General features: G+C 71.8%; 13 protein-coding genes, 1 tRNA gene and 1 riboswitch. Of the genes, 11 read left to right on the plus strand and 3 right to left on the minus strand.

Annotated elements, in window-relative coordinates:
- Positions 1 to 754: 754 nt before the first annotated feature.
- Both mfd and ACFV6D_RS36190 read left to right on the plus strand, forming a co-directional pair.
- Positions 755 to 4408, plus strand: a complete 3654-nt coding sequence (mfd, locus tag ACFV6D_RS36185; RefSeq protein ID WP_380563004.1) for a transcription-repair coupling factor — start codon at positions 755 to 757, stop codon at positions 4406 to 4408.
- Positions 4409 to 4482: 74 nt separating this feature from the next.
- Complete coding sequence (locus ACFV6D_RS36190) at positions 4483 to 5511, plus strand: MazG family protein (protein ID WP_063348038.1); 1029 nt, start codon at positions 4483 to 4485, stop codon at positions 5509 to 5511.
- 17 nt (positions 5512 to 5528) lie between these two features.
- Here the strand turns inward: ACFV6D_RS36190 and ACFV6D_RS36195 are convergent, their stop codons facing one another.
- Positions 5529 to 5954 (minus strand): SDR family NAD(P)-dependent oxidoreductase, encoded by a 426-nt coding sequence (locus ACFV6D_RS36195; protein WP_063348037.1) that lies wholly within the window; start codon positions 5952 to 5954, stop codon positions 5529 to 5531.
- A gap of 275 nt (positions 5955 to 6229) precedes the next feature.
- Between ACFV6D_RS36195 and ACFV6D_RS36200 the strand changes: the two genes are divergently transcribed.
- From ACFV6D_RS36200 to ACFV6D_RS36230, 7 genes are all read left to right on the plus strand, one after another.
- The gene (locus tag ACFV6D_RS36200) at positions 6230 to 7522 is read left to right on the plus strand and encodes a cytochrome P450 (protein WP_380563006.1); all 1293 of its coding nucleotides are present in this window, start codon (positions 6230 to 6232) and stop codon (positions 7520 to 7522) included.
- A 210-nt stretch (positions 7523 to 7732) separates the two neighbouring features.
- Positions 7733 to 7900, plus strand: a riboswitch (cyclic di-AMP (ydaO/yuaA leader).
- A 5-nt stretch (positions 7901 to 7905) separates the two neighbouring features.
- Positions 7906 to 8823 carry a transglycosylase family protein gene (locus ACFV6D_RS36205; protein WP_380379522.1) on the plus strand — a complete coding sequence of 306 codons (918 nt, stop codon included), beginning with the start codon at positions 7906 to 7908 and terminating at the stop codon, positions 8821 to 8823.
- Between the two features lie 267 nt (positions 8824 to 9090).
- Positions 9091 to 10377, plus strand: coding sequence for a phosphopyruvate hydratase (gene eno, locus ACFV6D_RS36210; protein ID WP_363588371.1), 1287 nt, complete (start codon positions 9091 to 9093; stop codon positions 10375 to 10377).
- A 206-nt stretch (positions 10378 to 10583) separates the two neighbouring features.
- Positions 10584 to 11096, plus strand: coding sequence for a septum formation initiator family protein (locus ACFV6D_RS36215; RefSeq protein WP_380563008.1), 513 nt, complete (start codon positions 10584 to 10586; stop codon positions 11094 to 11096).
- On the plus strand, positions 11068 to 11736 hold the full coding sequence (locus tag ACFV6D_RS36220; RefSeq protein WP_079136261.1) for a DUF501 domain-containing protein: 669 nt from the start codon (positions 11068 to 11070) through the stop codon (positions 11734 to 11736). The genes ACFV6D_RS36215 and ACFV6D_RS36220 overlap by 29 nt, the downstream gene beginning before the upstream one ends.
- A gap of 2 nt (positions 11737 to 11738) precedes the next feature.
- Positions 11739 to 12674: a Ppx/GppA phosphatase family protein gene (locus tag ACFV6D_RS36225; RefSeq protein WP_063348031.1), complete on the plus strand. Its 936-nt coding sequence runs from the start codon at positions 11739 to 11741 to the stop codon at positions 12672 to 12674.
- Between the two features lie 428 nt (positions 12675 to 13102).
- Positions 13103 to 14470, plus strand: a complete 1368-nt coding sequence (locus ACFV6D_RS36230) for an NAD(P)/FAD-dependent oxidoreductase (RefSeq protein WP_063348030.1) — start codon at positions 13103 to 13105, stop codon at positions 14468 to 14470.
- A 200-nt stretch (positions 14471 to 14670) separates the two neighbouring features.
- Here the strand turns inward: ACFV6D_RS36230 and ACFV6D_RS36235 are convergent, their stop codons facing one another.
- Both ACFV6D_RS36235 and ACFV6D_RS36240 read right to left on the minus strand, forming a co-directional pair.
- Entirely contained in the window at positions 14671 to 17229 is a 2559-nt protein-coding gene (locus ACFV6D_RS36235) for an ABC transporter permease (RefSeq protein WP_380563010.1), read from the minus strand.
- A 64-nt stretch (positions 17230 to 17293) separates the two neighbouring features.
- Positions 17294 to 18067 carry an ABC transporter ATP-binding protein gene (locus tag ACFV6D_RS36240; protein ID WP_063348028.1) on the minus strand — a complete coding sequence of 258 codons (774 nt, stop codon included), beginning with the start codon at positions 18065 to 18067 and terminating at the stop codon, positions 17294 to 17296.
- A 393-nt stretch (positions 18068 to 18460) separates the two neighbouring features.
- Here ACFV6D_RS36240 and ACFV6D_RS36245 point away from each other — a divergent pair.
- Together ACFV6D_RS36245 and ACFV6D_RS36250 are read left to right on the plus strand one after the other, a co-directional pair.
- A tRNA-Leu gene (locus ACFV6D_RS36245) sits at positions 18461 to 18542 on the plus strand.
- A gap of 139 nt (positions 18543 to 18681) precedes the next feature.
- A complete protein-coding gene (locus tag ACFV6D_RS36250; protein ID WP_063348027.1) occupies positions 18682 to 19554 on the plus strand; it encodes a Bax inhibitor-1/YccA family protein in 873 nt (290 codons plus the stop codon).
- Positions 19555 to 19651 lie beyond the last annotated feature (97 nt).

The following is a 19651-nucleotide window of genomic DNA, read 5'->3' on the forward strand; positions in this document are numbered from 1 at the left end:
GGGGCGCGCGCGTCACGCGGGGGTTGTTTGGCGCCCGGGGGCCCGCCCCCCCGCGGGGGGGGGGTGTCGGGCCTTTGGGGTTGGGGTCGATGGGCGGGCGCGGGTCCCCGGCCGGGGCGGCGAATCGAAGAGGAGCGGTACGGCGTCGACCTGTCGCGCCGGTAGTCGCCGCACGCCTGGTGGCGGCGGCGGGCCGGAACGCGGTCCGGCAGGGCGGCGACCACGAGTGAGGCCGAGACCCGTGGCGCCCTCCAGGAAAGGGCGCCACGGTTCCCGGCGCTTGGGCGGGCGCCCCCACCCAGGGTCGCCCGGCCTCGCACCTCCGACCCCCATCGGGGGTGCGACAGTGCCGCCACAGCCATCCCCCACGGTTGGGTGCGGCGGGCACATTCACCATGGTGCGCGATCTCCATGGACAGGCAGTGACAGGAGTATGTCCAGTTCGTGGCAGATCGCGGAGCCGAATCTGACCAGGGGCCGGACGGTTCGTCCACCGGCCGGTCCGGTGTTCCGTCCAGTGGTTCGTCCGCGGTCCGGTCGCGGTCCGGTCGCGGGCTCCGTCCGGGGTCGTTCGTCGCCCCGGACGGTGGTTCGTTCCCGCCCGGCCCCGCCGGGCCGTACGCCGCGTGTGCGTCCGTGCCGCGGCGTAGGCTGGATACCCCCGGCCGCTCGGCGTGCCGGGCCGTTCGCGTTGCCCCGGCAGGCCTCTGCCGCCCGGAGGCAGCACCAGCCACGGGACGAAGAAGAGACCCTGATGAGTCTGACCGGACTGCTCGATGTCGTCGCGCGGGACTCGGCGCTCGCCGAGGCCATCGAGGCGGCGACCGCCACCGGAGCCGCGGCCGGCGGCCGCCGCCACCTGGACCTGGTCGGACCGCCCGCCGCCCGGCCGTTCGCCATCGCCGCGCTCGCCCGCGCGCTGGCCGGCCAGGCCGCCGGCGAGCGGGGCCGTCCGGTGCTCGCCGTCACCGCGACCGGCCGGGAGGCCGAGGACCTCGCCGCCTCGCTGCGCTCGCTGCTGCCGCCGGACGCGGTCGCCGAGTACCCGGCCTGGGAGACCCTGCCGCACGAGCGGCTGTCGCCCCGCTCGGACACCGTCGGGCGCCGGCTGGCCGTGCTGCGCCGGATCGTGCACCCGCGGGCGGACGACCCGGCGGCCGGTCCGGTGCAGGTGGTCGTCGCGCCGGTCCGCTCGGTGCTCCAGCCGCAGGTCAAGGGGCTGGCCGAGCTGGAGCCGGTGGCCGTCCAGCGCGGCGAGTCGCACGACCTGGAGGAGGTCGCCCGACGGCTCTCCGCCGCCGCCTACGCGCGCGTCGAACTGGTCGAGAAGCGCGGTGAGTTCGCCGTCCGCGGCGGCATCCTGGACGTCTTCCCGCCGACCGAGGAGCACCCGCTGCGGGTGGAGTTCTGGGGCGACGACGTCGAGGAGATCCGCTACTTCAAGGTCGCCGACCAGCGCTCGCTGGAGATCGCCCAGCACGGCCTGTGGGCGCCGCCCTGCCGTGAGCTGCTGCTCACCGACGAGGTGCGGGCGCGGGCCGCCGAGCTGGCCGCTGCGCACCCCGGGCTGGCCGAGATCCTGGACAAGATCGCCGAGGGCATCGCGGTCGAGGGCATGGAGTCGCTGGCGCCCGTCCTGGTGGACGACATGGAACTGCTGATGGACGTGCTGCCGCTCGGCTCGGTCGCCGTGGTCTGCGACCCCGAGCGGGTCCGCACCCGGGCCGCCGACCTGGTGGCGACCAGCCAGGAGTTCCTGCACGCCTCCTGGGTGGCGGCCGCGGCCGGCGGGGACCGGCCGATCGACCTGGAGACCATCGACGTCTCCGCCGCCTCGCTGCGCTCGCTCGCCGAGGTGCGCGAGCACGCCGCCGAGATCGGCCTGCCCTGGTGGTCGGTCAGCCCGTTCGCGACCAGCGAGTCCACCGTGAACGAGGTGCTTGCCCGCGGCGGAGCCGCTGACTGGCACGGCGACGCCAACACGCTCACCCTCGGCATGCACGCCGTCGAGGCCTACCGGGGCGACACCGCCCGGGCGATCGCCGACGCCAAGGAGCGGCTGGCCGCCGACTGGCGGGTCGTGATGGTGACGGAGGGCCACGGGCCCGCCTCCCGGCTCGCCGAGGTGCTCGGCAACGAGGGCATCCCGGCCCGGCTGGTCGCCGACCTCGCCGAGGCGCCCACCCGGGACGTCGTCTACGTCTCCTGCGGCTCGATCGAGCACGGCTTCGTCGACGAGGCCCTGAAACTCACGGTCATCACCGAGACCGACCTGTCCGGCCAGAAGTCCTCCACCAAGGACATGCGCCGGATGCCGTCCCGGCGCCGCAACGCGATCGACCCGCTGGCCCTGGCCGCCGGCGACTACGTCGTCCACGAGGCGCACGGCGTCGGCCGGTACGTCGAGATGGTGCAGCGCACCGTCCAGGGCGCCACCCGCGAGTACCTGGTGCTGGAGTACGCCCCGGCCAAGCGCGGCCACCCCGGCGACCGGCTGTTCGTGCCGACCGACCAGCTCGACCAGGTCACCAAGTACGTCGGCGGCGAGGCCCCGACGCTGCACCGGCTCGGCGGCGCGGACTGGGCGAAGACCAAGCAGCGGGCCAAGAAGGCGGTCAAGGAGATCGCCGCCGACCTGATCAAGCTGTACTCGGCCCGGATGGCCGCCCCCGGCCACACCTTCGGCCCGGACACCCCCTGGCAGCGCGAGCTGGAGGACGCCTTCCCGTACGCGGAGACGCCGGACCAGCTGACCACCATCGCCGAGGTCAAGTCCGACATGGAGAAGTCCGTCCCGATGGACCGGCTGATCTGCGGCGACGTCGGCTACGGCAAGACCGAGATCGCGGTGCGCGCCGCGTTCAAGGCGGTGCAGGACGGCAAGCAGGTGGCGGTGCTGGTGCCGACCACGCTGCTGGTGCAGCAGCACTTCTCCACCTTCGCCGAGCGGTACGCGAACTTCCCGGTGTCGGTGAAGGCGCTCTCCCGGTTCCAGAGCGACAGCGAGGCCAAGGCCGTGCTGGAGGGCCTGTTCGAGGGCTCGGTGGACGTCGTCATCGGTACCCACCGGCTGTTCTCCTCCGAGACCAGGTTCAAGGACCTCGGCCTGGTCATCGTCGACGAGGAGCAGCGCTTCGGCGTCGAGCACAAGGAGCAGCTGAAGAAGCTGCGCGCCAACGTCGACGTGCTCACCATGTCCGCGACGCCGATCCCGCGCACCCTGGAGATGGCCGTCACCGGCATCCGCGAGATGTCCACCATCACCACCCCGCCGGAGGAGCGGCACCCGGTGCTGACCTTCGTCGGCCCCTACGACGAGAAGCAGATCTCGGCCGCGATCCGTCGCGAACTCCTGCGCGAGGGCCAGGTGTTCTACATCCACAACCGGGTGGAGTCGATCGACAAGGCGGCCGCCCGGCTCAAGGACCTCGTCCCCGAGGCGCGGATCGCCACCGCGCACGGGCAGATGGGGGAGAACCAGCTGGAGAAGGTCGTCGTCGACTTCTGGGAGAAGGAGTTCGACGTCCTGGTGTCGACCACGATCGTGGAGTCCGGCATCGACATCTCCAACGCCAACACCCTGATCGTCGAGCGCGGGGACACCTTCGGCCTCTCCCAGCTGCACCAGCTGCGCGGCCGGGTCGGCCGGGGCCGCGAGCGCGGCTACGCGTACATGCTGTACCCGCCGGAGAAGCCGCTCACCGAGACCGCGCACGAGCGCCTGGCCACCATCGCCCAGCACACCGAGATGGGCGCCGGCATGTACGTGGCGATGAAGGACCTGGAGATCCGCGGCGCCGGCAACCTGCTCGGCGGCGAGCAGTCCGGGCACATCGCGGGCGTCGGCTTCGACCTCTACATGCGGATGGTCGGCGAGGCGGTGGCCGAGTTCCGCGAGTCGCTGGCGAACGGCGGCGAGCCGGAGGAGGAGCCGCTGGAGGTGAAGATCGAGCTGCCGGTCGACGCGCACGTGCCGCACGACTACGCGCCCGGCGAGCGGCTGCGGCTGCAGGCGTACCGCTCGATCGCGGCGGTCAACTCGGAGGCGGACATCCAGCAGGTCCGGGACGAGCTCGTCGACCGCTACGGCAAACTGCCCGAGCCGGTGGAGAACCTGCTGCTGGTCGCGGCGCTGCGGCTGTACGCCCGGCGCTGCGGCATCGCGGACATCACCCTCCAGGGGGCCAACGTCCGGTTCGGGCCGGTGGAGCTGCGGGAGTCCCAGCAGCTGCGGCTGAACCGGCTCTACCCGCGCAGCCAGGTCAAGGCGGCCGCCCAGCAGCTGCTGGTGCCGCGGCCGAGCACCGGGCGGATCGGCGGCAAGCCGCTGGTCGGGCGGGATCTGCTGGGCTGGTGCAGCGAGTTCCTGTCGGCGATGTTCGACGACCTGGCGGGGTCGAAGAAGTAGCCCCCGCCCGCCCCACCGTCCGCCCCGTTCCCGCCTCGTCCCCGCCCCGGGCGGGCGGCGGGTAGGTTCGGGGTGTGACGACGAATGTTCCGGACGCGAAGCTGATCCTGCTGACGACCACCCACCGGGTGGCCCCCGGATTGCTGGCGTGGCCGGCGTGGGAGGCACTGCGGTCGGCAGGACGGGTGCTGGCGGCGGACGCGGGGCATCCGCAGGTGGCGGCGGTGCGGCAGGCCGGGGTGGAGGTCGAGGTCGTGGCGGCGGGGTCGGCGCCGGCACTGGCGCGGCTGCTGACCGGGCAGCCGGGCGGGGCCGGGCCGACGGTGTGGCTGGGCAGCCCGGACGGGGATCCGGGGCTGACGGACGCGCTGGCGCGGCTGGCGGTGGAGCACGCCGGTGAGGTGCCGGAGATCGAGGTGCTGCCGGGGTCGTACGACCTGCCGGGGGCGCGGCTGCTGGACCTGGTGTCGGTGATGGACCGGCTGCGCTCGCCGGGCGGTTGCCCGTGGGACGCCGAGCAGACGCACGAGAGCCTGGTGAAGTACCTGGTCGAGGAGGCGTACGAGCTGGTCGAGGCGATCGAGGAGGGGGACCGGGAGACGCTGCGCGAGGAGTTGGGCGACGTGCTGCTCCAGGTGTTCTTCCACTCCCGGATCGCCGAGGAGCACCCGGAGGAGGCGTTCTCGATCGACGACGTGGCCGGTGACATCGTCGAGAAGCTGATGTACCGGCACCCGCACGTGTTCGGGGACGTCGAGGCGGAGGGCGCCGCCGAGGTGGAGGCGAACTGGGAGCAGCTGAAGGCGGCCGAGAAGGCGGACCGGGAGTCGGTGCTGGACGGCGTGCCGGCCGGGCTGCCGTCGCTGGCGTACGCGGCGAAGCTGGTGTCTCGGGTGCGCCGGGCGGGCTTCGCGGGCGTGCCGGACGAGCCGTACGCGCTGCCGGCGGAGCTGACGGCGCAGTCGGCGGGCCGGCTGCTGCTGGCGGTGGCCCAGCGGGCGCACGACGCCGGGGTGGACGTGGACGCGGCGCTGCGCTCGGCCGCGCGCGGTTACCGGGACGCGGTGCGCGCGGCCGAGGGCCTCAAGCCGGTCGGCGAGTAGCGGGCCCGGGCGGGGCCTCAGGCGGCGGTGGCGGTGTTCTCGATCGGCCGCCGCTGCCGGGGGACGACTTCGCCGATGGCCTCGCCGACGAGGGCGAGGAGTTCGGCGAGGCGTTCGAGGTCGAGGCGGGCGGGCAGTTCGGCGAGGGAGACGATCCGCTCGCCGTCGGGGCCGGCGACGCAGAACAGGTCGATGGGGCCGAGGTGCTTCTCGGCGGTGTCGACGAGGGCGGCGATGTCGCTGGGGCGGCGGATGTCGCCGCCGACGCCGACGACGGGGCAGCCCGGCCGGTCGAGTTCGGTGGCGAGGTCCTCGGCGACGCCGGCCCGCTGGTCGGCGATCAGCACTCCGGCGGCTCCGGCGGCGGCGAACCGGCGGGCGAGCTCGGCTCCCGATCCGCCGTCGAGTACCGCGATGACGACGACTGACCCGCTGACCCGCATGGTCTGCTCCTCCCTGTGGGCGACACCGCACCGGCGCCCACGATTTCTGCGGAGGATCGTAGGCAGGTCCTGACCCTCCGCAACAGGGATTACCCCTCAGGTGACCAGGGTCACGCCCGCCACCCGGCCAAGAGCTGTCCAAGAGCTGTCCACGGACCGTCCACGAGGCGTCCACGGAGCGTTGGCGGGCCGTCCGCCGGGTGTCGACGATCCGGCTCCGCCGGTCGGGGTCGCCGGAGGCGGTGCGGCCCCGACCCACCGGATACGGTCGACGCATGCCAGTGCAGCCCGACCCCGCCGCCCCGCAGCTCTTCACCTGGGAGTTCGCCACCGATCCGTACCCCGCCTACGCCTGGTTGCGCGAGCACGCCCCGGTGCACCGCACGACGCTGCCGAGCGGGGTGGAGGCCTGGTTGGTGACCCGCTACGCGGACGCGCGGCAGGCGCTGGCGGACAGCAGGCTGTCGAAGAACCCGGCGCACCACAGCGAGCAGGCGCACCGCACCGGGCGGGTGGGAATTCCGGGGGAGCGCCAGGCGGACTTGATGACGCATCTGCTGAACATCGACCCGCCGGACCACACCCGGCTGCGCCGGCTGGTGTCGAAGGCGTTCACGCCGCGCCGGGTGGCGGAGTTCGAGCCGCGGGTGCAGCAGCTCACGGACCGGCTGATCGACGGCTTCGCGCAGCGCGGTTCGGCGGACCTGATCCACGAGTTCGCGTTCCCGCTCCCCATCTACGCGATCTGCGACCTGCTGGGCGTGCCGGCCGAGGACCAGGACGACTTCCGGGACTGGGCCGGGATGATGATCCGGCACGGCGGCGGCCAACGCGGCGGCGTGGGGCGGGCGGTGAAGCGGATGCGGGCGTACCTGCTGGAGCTGATCCACCGCAAGCGGGCGGATCCGGGCGAGGACCTGATCTCGGGCCTGATCCGGGCGAGCGACCACGGCGAGCACCTGAACGAGAACGAGGCCGCCGCGATGGCGTTCATCCTCCTGTTCGCGGGGTTCGAGACGACCGTCAACCTGATCGGCAACGGCACGTACGCGCTGCTGCGCAACCCGGAGCAGCGCAGGCTGCTGCAGGAGTCGGTGGTGCGCGGCGAGACGGCGCTGCTGGACACCGGGATCGAGGAACTCCTGCGCTACGACGGGCCGGTGGAGATGGCGACGTGGCGCTTCGCGACGCGGCCGCTGTCGATCGGCGGGGTGGACATCCCGGTGGGCGATCCGGTGCTGGTGGTGCTGGCCGCGGCGGATCGCGATCCGGCCAGGTTCGCGGACGAGAACACCCTGGACCTGGCCCGCACGGACAATCCGCACCTGGGTTTCGGCCACGGGATCCACTACTGCATCGGCGCCCCGCTGGCCCGCCTGGAGGGGCGGAGCGCACTGACCACGCTGCTTTCCCGGCTGCCGGACCTGCGGCTCGCGGAAAGCCCGGAGAACCTGCGCTGGCGGGGCGGCCTGATCATGCGTGGCCTGCGGGAACTCCCGGTCGAATTCACACCGGAGGCCCGCTCTCCGCACGCGCCGGTCACGTCGGCCGACGCTCCGACACGCTGACGGCGCGTCTCCGGCGGCTCGTGGAGCCAGGTCTGAACCCGCATTAATCCGGACATACCGCCGCCGTTGGTAGGCGATTGACCACGCGCCGTAATTTGTGTGTGATATCGGTGATATGAGCTTGTTATTGGTCTGATGATCTGTCTACTCTCCCTGGAGTTCGCAGCTGCGGACCTCGTGCGCGGAACGCCGAATCCTGCCCGCCGCGTCACGGGAAACCGACCAGACCCTGGGCAGGGGCGGGGGAACCAGGTTTGTTGCCGTTCCCCAACGGCTTGGGGTGAAGCCGCCCGAGCGGAATCGTTTCCGCTTTCGGCGGCCGGGCCACCTCCCGGTCCGAACCCGACAGCTCACCTCGCAGGCGTGCGGAGAGGGACCTCGTCATGCTGTTCGTTGGAACTGGCCGCCACCGTCGTCGCACCCAGACCGAGAAGGCCATCGCCGTCGCCGGTGTGGCCGGCGTCGGACTCGCGATGCCGCTCCTCACCGCCACCGGCGCCTCCGCCGCCCCGGCCTCCACCTGGGACGCCGTCGCCCAGTGCGAGAGCGGCGGCAACTGGAGCATCAACACCGGCAACGGCTTCTCCGGCGGCCTGCAGTTCACGCCCAGCACCTGGAAGGCGTACGGCGGCACCTCCTACGCCCCGCAGGCCAACCAGGCCAGCAAGGCGCAGCAGATCTCGGTCGCCGAGAAGGTGCTGGCCTCGCAGGGCCCGGGCGCCTGGCCCGTCTGCTCCCAGAAGGCCGGTCTGAGCAAGGGCGGCGCCCCGGCCTCCGTGGACACCTCCACGGACGCCAAGCCCGCCAAGCAGTCCGCCGCCAAGCCGACCCAGCAGGCGCAGACCCCGAAGCCCGCCCAGCAGCCGGTCCAGCAGGCCGCCCCGAAGCCGGCCGCCCAGCAGCCCGTCCAGCAGGCCCCGCAGCAGACGCAGCCGCAGACCCAGGGCTTCTCCGGCAAGGCCGGCTGGGACGCCGACGCGAAGGTGTACTGGTACCAGAACAACGGCGCCTGGTACTGGACCAGCCACCAGAGCGTCTACCAGCAGTACGCGGGCCAGCCCGCCGCCCAGCCGCAGTACGCGCCCCGCGCCGCGCAGCCCGCACAGTCCGCCCCGGCCGCGCAGCCCGCCGCCGCGCAGGGCGGTCACGACTACACCGTCCGGGCCGGCGACACGCTGTCGACGATCGCCGCCGCCCAGGGCGTGTCCGGCGGCTGGCAGTCGGTGTACGACGGCAACCGCGGCACCGTCGGCGGCAACCCCAACCTGATCATGCCCGGCCAGGTGCTGCACCTCGGCTGAGCGGCCCGGGCCCTGAGCGGCCCGCGCCCTGCGGGCGAAGGGGGACGGGCGCCGTCCCCCTTCGCCCGCATTCCCCCGTATTCGCCCGCTTCGATCGGGCAAGCAGGTGAACTACTGGTGGGTAGCCGGGCCACACGCTGAGACGGGACCGAGGCCAGCGCGGCCCCGGGGGCCGGGGCGGTTAGGCTCTGGTCGTAACGACTCCGCAATCGTCCCGCCGGCAGCACCCAACGTCAGCCGGACCCTGCTTCCGCAAGGAGATGCCTCGTGCCGTCCATCGATGTCGTCGTAGCCCGTGAGATTCTCGACTCGCGTGGCAACCCCACGGTCGAGGTCGAGGTCGGCCTCGACGACGGCAGCACCGGTCGTGCCGCTGTCCCGTCGGGTGCCTCCACCGGCGCCTTCGAGGCGCTGGAGCTGCGCGACGGTGACAAGAACCGCTACTTCGGCAAGGGCGTGGAGAAGGCCGTCCTGGCCGTCATCGAGCAGATCGGCCCGGAGCTGGTCGGCTACGACGCCACCGAGCAGCGCCTGATCGACCAGGCCATGCTCGACCTGGACGCCACCCCGGACAAGTCCTCGCTCGGCGCCAACGCGATCCTGGGCGTCTCGCTGGCCGTGGCGCACGCCGCCTCCGAGGCCAGCGACCTGCCGCTGTTCCGCTACCTGGGCGGCCCGAACGCGCACGTGCTGCCCGTTCCGATGATGAACATCCTCAACGGCGGTTCGCACGCGGACTCCAACGTCGACATCCAGGAGTTCATGATCGCCCCGATCGGCGCGGAGTCCTTCTCCGAGGCCGTCCGCTGGGGCGTCGAGGTCTACCACACCCTCAAGGGCGTGCTGAAGGAGCGCGGCCTGTCCACCGGCCTCGGCGACGAGGGCGGCTTCGCGCCGAACCTGGACAGCAACCGCGAGGCCCTGGACCTCATCACCGAGGCCATCCAGAAGGCCGGCTACGTGCCCGGCCGCGACATCGCGCTCGCCCTGGACGTCGCCGCGTCCGAGTTCTACGAGGACGGCGCCTACCAGTTCGAGGGCAAGGCCATCTCCGCCGCCGAGCTCATCGAGTACTACGCCGAGCTGGTCGACGCCTACCCGCTGGTCTCCATCGAGGACCCGCTGGACGAGTCGGACTGGGACGGCTGGAAGGCCATGACCGTCAAGCTGGGCGACAAGGTCCAGCTGGTCGGCGACGACCTGTTCGTCACCAACCCGGCCCGCCTGGCCAGGGGCATCGAGACCGGCACCGCCAACGCGCTGCTGGTGAAGGTGAACCAGATCGGCTCGCTGACCGAGACCCTGGACGCCGTCGAGCTGGCCCAGCGCAACGGCTACCGCTGCATGATGTCGCACCGCTCCGGCGAGACCGAGGACGTCACCATCGCCGACCTGGCCGTCGCCACCAACTGCGGCCAGATCAAGACCGGCGCCCCGGCCCGCTCCGAGCGCGTCGCCAAGTACAACCAGCTGCTGCGCATCGAGGAGATCCTCGACGACGCCGCCGAGTACGCCGGCCGCGGCGCCTTCCCGCGTTTCCGTTCCGCGGAATAGCAAGCACAGCCGTTCCGCGGAGTAGCAAGCACAGCCGCTCCGCGGAGCAGCAAGCTCAGCCGCTCCTCGGAGCGGCGAGCACGGTCGCTCCGCCGACCGGTGAGCACGCCTGACCGGTGCCCCGCCGTTCACCCCGTAGGGTGGACGGCGGGGCACCGTCGCGACCAGGAGGGGAACGGGAGATGGCAGGCTGGAGGATCCCGGGCTTGGCGGCCCGGCCTCGCTTCACGAGCCGGGCGACCGTCCTCGTCCTGGTGCTCTGCTCGCTAGTGGCGATCCTCGCCTACCCGACGCGGCAGTTCATCTCCCAGCGCGCCGAGATCTCCGCCCAGCAGGCGAAGGCCGACCGCTCCCGCCAGCAGGTCGAGCAGCTGCGCCGGGAGAAGGCCCGCTGGCAGGACCCCGAGTACGTCAAGGCGCAGGCCCGCGCCCGGCTGCACTACGCGATGCCGGGGGAGACCCCGTACATCGCGGTGGATCCGGCCGGTCCGGCCGCGGCCCGGCCCTCGGCGTCCGCCACCGGTTCCGCTGCCGCCGCCGGCTCGGCCGCCTTCGACGGCGCGTCCGGCGGCTCGGCGCGGGCCGCCAAGCCCTGGTACGCCAGCATCTGGGACTCGGTCGACGCCGCCGACACCACCGACGCCGCCGCCCCGGCCCCCGCCTCCCCCCGTCCGCTCCCACCGTCCCCCGCTGGAGACACCTCCCCCCATGACCACTGAGAACCACCCCGCCGTCTCCGACGCCGACGTCGCCGCCATCGCCGCCCAGCTCGGCCGGGTGCCGCGCGGCCTGCGCGGCGTGGCGCACCGCTGCCCCTGCGGCAACCCGGACGTCGTGGAGACGGCCCCCCGACTGCCGGACGGCACGCCGTTCCCGACGCTGTACTACCTGACCTGCCCCAAGGCCGCCTCGCTGATCGGCACCCTGGAGGCGGACGGCGTGATGAAGGAGCAGACCGCCCGGCTCGCCGAGGACCCGGAGCTGGCCGCCGCCTACCAGAAGGCGCACGAGGACTACATCGCCCGGCGCGACGCCATCGAGGTGCTGGAGGGCTTCCCGAGCGCCGGTGGCATGCCGGACCGGGTGAAGTGCCTGCACGTGCTGGTCGGCCACTCGCTGGCGGCCGGCGAGGGCGTCAACCCGCTCGGCGACGAGGCGATCGGCCTGCTGGAGGACTGGTGGGCCAAGGGCCCCTGCGTCTCCCCGGCCGAGGTCGAGGCCGCCGGTGGGCGGGTCGCCCGCAACCGGGCCAAGGAGCAGGACCACCAGGCCGTGATCGAGGCCAAGCAGCAGAAGGCCGCCGAGCGCGCCGCGAAGAAGCGGGCCGCCGAGGAGTCCGACCCCGGGGAGTCCGCGTGAGCATGACCCGGGTGGCCGCGATCGACTGCGGCACCAACTCGATCCGGCTGCTGGTCGCCGACCTGGACCCGGCCACCGGGGAGATCACCGACCTCGACCGCCGCATGATCATCAACCGGCTGGGCCAGGGCGTGGACCAGACCGGCCGGCTGCACCCGGACGCGCTGGCCCGCACCTTCGCGGCCTGCCGCGAGTACCGGGAGGTCATCGCCGGGTTCGGGGTCGGCCCGGAGCGCACCCGCTTCGTCGCCACCAGCGCCTCGCGGGACGCCGAGAACAGCGACGAGTACGTCGAGGGCGTGCGCGCGATCCTGGGCGTCGAGCCCGAGGTGGTGAGCGGCGAGGAGGAGGCGCACCTGTCCTTCGTGGGCGCCACCAAGGAGCTGACCGGCGGCCAGTTCCCGGCGCCGTACCTGGTGTTCGACCTCGGCGGCGGCTCGACCGAGTTCGTGCTGGGCGGTGCGGACGTGCAGGCGGCGCGCTCGGTGGACATCGGCTGCGTCCGGCTCACCGAGCGGCACTTCGGCGGCGCCGAGCTGCCCTCGCCGGAGCAGATCGAGACGGCCCGGGCGCACGTGCGGGCCGAGCTGGACAAGGCCGAGGAGGTCGTCCCGCTGCGCGGCGCGGCCACCCTGGTGGGCCTGGCCGGGACGGTCACCACGGTGTCCGCGATCGCCCAGGACCTGCCGGCCTACGACTCGGCGGCGATCCACCACTCGCGGATCGGCCGGGAGCGGGTCGCCGGGATCGCCCGTGAGCTGCTGGGTGCCACCCACGCCGAGCGCGCGGCCATCCCGTCGATGCACCCGGGCCGGGTGGACGTGATCGCGGCCGGCGCGCTGGAGCTGCTGGAGATCATGGAGCGGACGGGCGCGGCCGAGGTGGTCGTGAGCGAGCACGACATCCTGGACGGCATCGCCTGGAGTATGGCGTCCTGACCTCCTGCGAGCCTTACCCGACCGGCCCCGGCACCCCTTTCGGGGGTCCGGGGCCGGGGCGCGCCCGGACCGGTGCGGGAAAGTTCGTGAATTTCTTCACATGGCGATCCAGTCATTCGTCGCACCCGCTCGCCCGCTACGTCCGAAATGTGGGACCGAAGGTCTGCTCGCCGTGACGACCCCTGGATCGCAGGTCAAGCCTCGGTTGAGGTTTGAAAATCGAAATCACGAGCGGGAACCCGGGCGCCGTACGGATCGTTGCTGCTCAGCAGGGTGGTATTCCGGCGTGCGCCCACGAGGGGGCACCCAAGGCCGTGAGCCGACGCGCTGGGCCCGGATTTGCGGCCGCGCAGTGTAGCACGGGGTGTCCAGAAGCTTGTGACCGGGCTCACGAAGGCTGCTCCGGACGGTGCTGGATACTTTCGGATATGAGCACCACGGAGCGTCCTCGCATCCTCATTGTCGGCGGTGGTTACGTCGGCCTGTATGCCGCGATGCGCATCCTCAAGAAGATGCGTTACGGCGAAGCGACCGTCACGGTCGTGGACCCGCGGTCGTACATGACGTACCTGCCCTTCCTCCCCGAGGCGGCCGGCGGCAACGTCGCGCCCCGCAACCTCGTCGCGCCGCTGCGCAGCGCCCTCAAGAAGGCGGAGGTGCTCACCGGTGCGGTCACCGGTGTGGACCACGCCCGCAAGGTCGCCACCATCCAGCCCGCGGCCGGCGACAGCTACGAGCTGCCCTTCGAGTACCTGGTCGTCGCGACCGGCTCGGTCTCCCGCACCTTCCCGATCCCGGGTCTGGCGGAGCACGGCATCGGCATGAAGACGGTGGAGGAGGCCATCAGCCTCCGCAACCACGTCATGGCCCAGCTCGACAAGGCCGAGTCCACCGCCGACGAGGAGGTCCGCCGCAAGGCCCTGACCTTCGTCGTCATCGGCGGCGGCTTCGCCGGTGTCGAGACGATCGCCGAGGTCGAGGACATGGCGCGCGACGCCGCCAAGATCTACAAGACCGTCAGCCGTGACGACATGCGCTTCGTCCTGGTGGAGGCGGCCAACCGCATCCTCCCGGAGATGGGCCCGGACCTCGGTCTGTGGACCAAGGAGAAGCTCGAGGAGCGGAAGATCGAGGTCTACATCGAGACCTCGATGGACTCCTGCGTCGACCAGCACGTGGTGCTGAAGAACGGCCTGGAGATGGACGCCTCCACCATCGTGTGGACGGCCGGCGTGAAGCCGAACCCGGTGCTGGCCAACTTCGGCCTGCCGCTGGGCCCGCGCGGCCACGTCGACACCGCGCCGACCCTCCAGGTCCAGGGCTTCGACTACGTCTGGTCCGCCGGCGACAACGCCCAGGTCCCGGACCTCGCCTCCGGCGAGGGCGCCTGGTGCCCGCCGAACGCGCAGCACGCCGTGCGCCAGGCCGCCGTCCTCGGTGACAACGTCATCTCGGGCATGCGGGGCTTCCCGCAGAAGAACTACGAGCACAAGAACCTCGGTGCGGTCGCCGGCCTGGGCCTGCACAAGGGCGTCGCGATCCTCTTCGGCAAGGTCAAGCTGAAGGGCCGCCTGGCCTGGTGGTTCCACCGCGCTTACCACGGCGCCATGGTCCCGACCATGAACCGCAAGGTCCGGGTCTTCACCGACTGGACGCTGGCCATGTTCCTGAAGCGCGAGATGGTCGGCCTCTCCCAGATGGAGCAGCCGCGCCTGCCGATCCAGGAGGTCACGGCGCCCACGAAGCCCGTGGAGGCCGCCAAGCCGGCCGCCGAGAAGGAACTCGCCAGCAAGTAAGCGACTGCGACCCCGGTGTGGGAGCACCGGGGTATGAGTCGGAGGCCCTCCGCCCGGCAGTGTCGCCGGACCACGACCTCCGTGGTGCTCAGCCGGCCGTGCGACCGGGCGGAGTACAGAAGTAGAAGGGCCCCTGCCGAAACCCTCCGGCAGGGGCCCTTTCTCGTCGTCCGCCCGCTGGGCGGGCCCGTGAGGGGCGGTCAGTCGGTCTTGATGCTCTCCAGGATGTCCAGCTTGGACGCCCGGCGGGCGGGCCAGATCGCGGCGACCAGGCCGACCACCCCGGCCAGGGCCAGGAACAGCGCCAGCTGGCCGAACGGCAGGACGGTGGTCAGGCCGCTCAGGCTGGACTTCAGGGTGCCGTTGATCGCCCAGGCGATGAAGCAGCCGAGCAGCAGGCCGATGCCGGCGCCGAACAGCGAGATCACCACGGACTCCAGGCGGACCATCCGCTTGATGCCCCGGCGGTCCAGGCCGATCGCCCGCAGCATCCCGATCTCGCGCTTGCGCTCGAAGACCGACATCGCCAGCGTGTTGATCACGCCCAGGATCGCGACCAGCACGGACATCGCCAGCAGGCCGTACATCAGGTTCAGCGCGAAGGTGATGGTCTGGCTGAAGTCGTCGCGGACGTCCTGCTTGGACTTGACGTCGATCACCGGGTTGGCGCCGGTGGCGTCCTTGAGGGACTGCTTGAGCGCGGCGGTGGCGCCGTCCTTGCCCTTGACCAGGACGTCGGTGATGTAGGGCTTCGCCTCGTGCTTGGCGACCTCGCTGTTGGCCAGCAGGACCGAGCCGAGCATGCCGCCCTTCTCGTACACGCCGCCGACGGTGAGCTGACCGGTGGACTGGTCCGGGTAGGAGACCGCCATCGTCGAGCCGGCGGTGACGTGGAGCTTCGTGGCGAGCTCCTGGTCCACCAGGACCTTGCCCTGGCCGAGGGCGGCGGTGGCGCCGCTGGTCAGCTTGACCTCGGCGAGCTGGTCGAAGGAGCCGGCGTCCATGCCGGTGATCGCCACGCCGGTGCCGTCGAGCTCCCACCTGGCGGTCGTCACCGCGGAGGAGGCGGCCACCCCGGGGGCCTTGGCGATCTCACCGGGCACCTGCTCGGACAGGCTCATGTGGTTGGCGCCCGAGACCATGTAGTCGGACTTCATCGAGCTGGTGACGGCCTTGTCGATCGCGCCGCCGACCGAGGCACCGATCACGGTGAGGCCGCTGACCAGGGTCAGGCCGATGGTGAGCGCGGCGGCGGTGGACGCGGTGCGGCGCGGGTTGCGGACCGCGTTCTGCTGGGCGAGCTTGCCCGGGGTGCCGCCGAGCCCGCGCAGCAGCGGGCCGATCAGTGCGACCACCGGGCGGGAGAGCAGCGGCAGCAGGACGAACACGCCGATCAGGGCGAGCAGGGCGCCGAGGCCGACCGGCAGGCGGCCGCTGTCGTTGCCGGTGGAGGCGCCGAAGCCGATCAGCGCGAGGCCGCCGGCGGTGAGCGCCGAGCCGATCGCGTTGCGGACCAGCAGGCTCTTCTGGCTGGTCGGCTGGTCGCCGCTGCTCATCGCCGCCACCGGGGCGATCCGGGAGGCGCGCACGGCCGGCAGCAGGGCGGACAGCACCGTCACCAGGACGCCGACGGCCAGGGTCACCGCGATGGTGAGCGGCTTGATGACCAGCGTGCCGTGCGGCATGTTCTCGTTCAGCTGGCTCATCAGGGCCTGCATGCCGGCGCCGATCCCGATGCCGGCGAGCAGCCCGGCCAGCGCCGCGACGGTGCCGATCGCCAGGGCCTCGACCAGCACCGAGCGGGTGACCTGCTTGCGGCTGGCGCCGATCGCCCGTAGCAGCGCGAGTTCCTTGGTGCGCTGGGCGACCAGCATGGTGAAGGTGTTGGCGATGATGAAGATGCCGACGAAGAGCGAGATCCCGGCGAAGACCAGCAGCATGGTGCGCATGCTGTCGGTGGTCTTGGTGATCATCGCCTGCTCGTCGGCCTTGAGCTTGGCGCCCGTCTCGACGTCGAAGTGCTGGCCGGACGGCACCTTGGGCTGGACCTGGGCGAGCAGCGCGTCCTCGCTGGTGCCGGGCTTGGCGGTGAGCACGATGCTGCTGAAGTGGCCGGGCTCCAGCAGCAGCTGCTGGGCGGTGGCGCGGTCGAACAGGGTGAGGGTGCCGCCGCTGTTCACCACCGGGTCGTCGGTGGTGAAGACGCCGGTGAGCTTCGCCTCGACCACCGGGCCGTTGATGGCGATCCGGACGGTGTCGCCGATCTTGTAGCCGGCCTTGTCGGCGGTCTTGCGGTCGAGGGCGATCTCCTTGCCGTTCTTCGGGCCCTGACCCTCGGCCATCGGGTAGCGCGGGTCCTTGCCGTCCGCGGCCGGGGCGAAGTTGGCGCCCTTGGCGGCCCAGAACTGGCCGATCAGGTTGCCGCTCCGGTCGGCGACCCCGGTGAAGCCGCTGACCACGCCGCGGGCGTTGGCGGTGCCCGGCAGGGCGGCCAGCTGCTGGACGGTGGCGTCGGTGAGCGAGGCGTTGCCGCTCTCGCTCTTCTGCTTGGCGCTGGCGCGGGAGCCGGCCGAGTAGTCCACGACCTGGACCGAGACGTCCGAGTAGCTCTTGGAGTTGTTGTCCCGCATGGCCTTGCCGAAGGTGTCGGAGAAGACCATGGTGCCGGCGACGAAGGCGGTGCCGAGCATGACGGCCAGCGCCGTCATGAGGAGTCGGCCCTTGTGGGCCAGCACGTTGCGCAGTGCGGTGCGGTACATGGGGTGTCCTGGGTTTCGCGTAGGGGCGGCGGCTGGGCTGGCTGGCCCTGGCTGGCGGGTGGCTCTAGCTGGTGCGGCCCTTGGCGTCGAAGCGGCGCATGCGGTCCAGGACGGTGTCGGCGGTGGGGTGGTGGAGTTCGTCGACGATGCGGCCGTCGGCGAGGAAGACGACGCGGTCGGCGTAGGAGGCGGCGACGGGGTCGTGGGTGACCATGACGACGGTCTGGCCGAGTTCGCGGACGGAGTTGCGCAGGAAGGAGAGGATTTCGGCGCCCGAGCGGGAGTCGAGGTTTCCGGTGGGTTCGTCGGCGAAGATGATGTCGGGCTTGCCGGCGAGGGCGCGGGCGCAGGCGACGCGTTGCTGCTGGCCGCCGGAGAGCTGGGAGGGGCGGTGGCTGAGGCGGCCGGAGAGGCCGACGGTGTCGACGACGCGGTCGAGCCAGGCCTTGTCGACCTTGCGGCCGGCGATGTCCATCGGGAGGGTGATGTTCTCCAGGGCGGTCAGGGTGGGGAGCAGGTTGAAGGCCTGGAAGATGAAGCCGATGTGGTCGCGGCGGATCTGGGTGAGCTGCTTGTCCTTGAGGCCGACGAGCTCGGTGTCGCCGATGGTGGTGGAGCCGGAGCTGATGGTGTCGAGGCCGGCCATGCAGTGCATGAGGGTGGACTTGCCGGAGCCGGAGGGGCCCATGATGGCGGTGTACTGGCCCTGCGGGAAGTCGACGCTGACGTTGTCGAGGGCCACGACGCGGGTCTCCCCGTCCCCGTAGACCTTGTTGAGGCCGGTGGCGCGGGCGGCCGCCAGGCCGGTCCGGACGGCGGTTGCGGTCGACGTGGTCACGGGGGTGCTCCTTGGTGGTCGCGGGCTGCGGGAGACGCGCTGGGCGCCTGGACGGTCGGGCCGCCAGGGGCGCCCGGCCGTACCTCCATGCTCCGCCGTGTGATCATGAGTTCTCGTCGCTCCGCCGGACGGTTGGCCTGACCGCCGCTGGGCGTACGGCCAGGTGACGCCCTCCTCCTGGGGTATGACGCCGACCCTGAGCGCGGGTCGGTGGCCGGAACTCGTGCACTTCGTGGCCGAATTGCGGACTGTTCGTCAGATCGCAAGGAAACATGACAACTTCCCTGGCTGGGAACATGCGAAAGGGCGAGGCGGGCGACTAGGCTCTGGGGTGGCCCGCACCGGGGGTGGAGCGTTTCTTCTCCGGCCGATGGAGCGGCCCGTCCACAGGACGCCCGGATGGTGGAACGCAGACACGGGCAGCTTAAAACTGCTTGGCCGCGAGGCCGTGCCGGTTCGAGTCCGGCTCCGGGCACCGCTCGACTCGCGGGGGCGCCGACGGCGTCCCCGCCGGGAGCCGTTCAGTGATCCTCCTCGCGGCGTATCCCGATATTTTTGCCAAGCCATTACCCTGGTGGCTGGGCGGTGCAGTGCCGCCACGGAGGGAATGTGCAATGAGAAGCAGCAACCCGGTCTTCTCGCGGGAGGGGTCCTTCACCCGCGAGCCCGGCTACGCGGGGTTCGGTACCACCACGCAGGCCGGGGGCCAGTACGGCAACAACCCCTACGCGGGGACCCCTTACGCCCAGCAGCCGCAGGCGCAGGGCCCGCTGACCGACGAGCAGCTGTACGAGATGTACAACGGGCCGTCGGCCGGCCCCGCCGCCACCGGGCGGATGACGCTCGACGACGTGGTCGCGCGCACCGCGATGACGCTGCTGACCCTGGTCGCCGCCGGCGCGGTGGCCTGGTTCGTGCTGCCGTTCGAGAACTTCGGCTTCGCGATCGGCGCCAGCCTGGTGGCCATGGTCGTCGGCCTGGTGGTCTCCTTCAAGCGCAGCGTCAGCCCGCCGCTGATCCTGACCTACGCGGCTCTTGAGGGTTTCGCGCTCGGCGCGGTCACGCACGTGCTCAACACCGTCTTCGAGGGCATCGCGATCCAGGCGGTGCTGGGTACGGCGGCGGTCTTCGCGGCGATGCTGTTCGCCTACAAGAGCGGCCGGATCCGGGTCACCGCGCGCTACACCCGGATCGGCATCGCGATCGCCATGGGCTTCGTGCTGCTGATGCTGGTCAACATGATCGCGATGGCGTTCGGCGCCGACCTCGGTCTGCGCTCCGGACCGCTGGGCATCGTGGTCGGCCTGATCGGCATCGCCCTCGGCGCCTTCTTCCTGTCGCTGGACTTCGCGGCGATCGAGGAGGGCATCGCCCAGGGCGCGCCGCAGAAGGAGGCCTGGCGGGCCGCCTTCGGGCTCACCCTGTCGCTGGTCTGGATCTACGTCGAGATGCTGCGCCTGATCGCGATCCTGCGCGGCGACGACTAATCGCTGTACGGCTCGGTGGTGCTGTGGGCGTTGACGGTGGCGTTGTAGAACGCGTTGGTCGCGGTGACGTGCTGGCCGTTGACGGTGGCGGTGCCGT

This window comes from Kitasatospora sp. NPDC059812, assembly GCF_042732075.1.
Classification (GTDB): domain Bacteria; phylum Actinomycetota; class Actinomycetes; order Streptomycetales; family Streptomycetaceae; genus Kitasatospora.

Coding starts and splice junctions, on each gene's coding strand:
- ACFV6D_RS36230 (WP_063348030.1), top strand. CDS start 13,103: ATGAGCACCACGGAGCGTCCTCGCATCCTCATTGTCGGCGGTGGTTAC.
- ACFV6D_RS36225 (WP_063348031.1), top strand. CDS start 11,739: ATGACCCGGGTGGCCGCGATCGACTGCGGCACCAACTCGATCCGGCTG.
- ACFV6D_RS36200 (WP_380563006.1), top strand. CDS start 6,230: ATGCCAGTGCAGCCCGACCCCGCCGCCCCGCAGCTCTTCACCTGGGAG.
- ACFV6D_RS36205 (WP_380379522.1), top strand. CDS start 7,906: ATGCTGTTCGTTGGAACTGGCCGCCACCGTCGTCGCACCCAGACCGAG.
- ACFV6D_RS36195 (WP_063348037.1), bottom strand. CDS start 5,954: ATGCGGGTCAGCGGGTCAGTCGTCGTCATCGCGGTACTCGACGGCGGA.
- ACFV6D_RS36235 (WP_380563010.1), bottom strand. CDS start 17,229: ATGTACCGCACCGCACTGCGCAACGTGCTGGCCCACAAGGGCCGACTC.
- ACFV6D_RS36250 (WP_063348027.1), top strand. CDS start 18,682: ATGAGAAGCAGCAACCCGGTCTTCTCGCGGGAGGGGTCCTTCACCCGC.
- mfd (WP_380563004.1), top strand. CDS start 755: ATGAGTCTGACCGGACTGCTCGATGTCGTCGCGCGGGACTCGGCGCTC.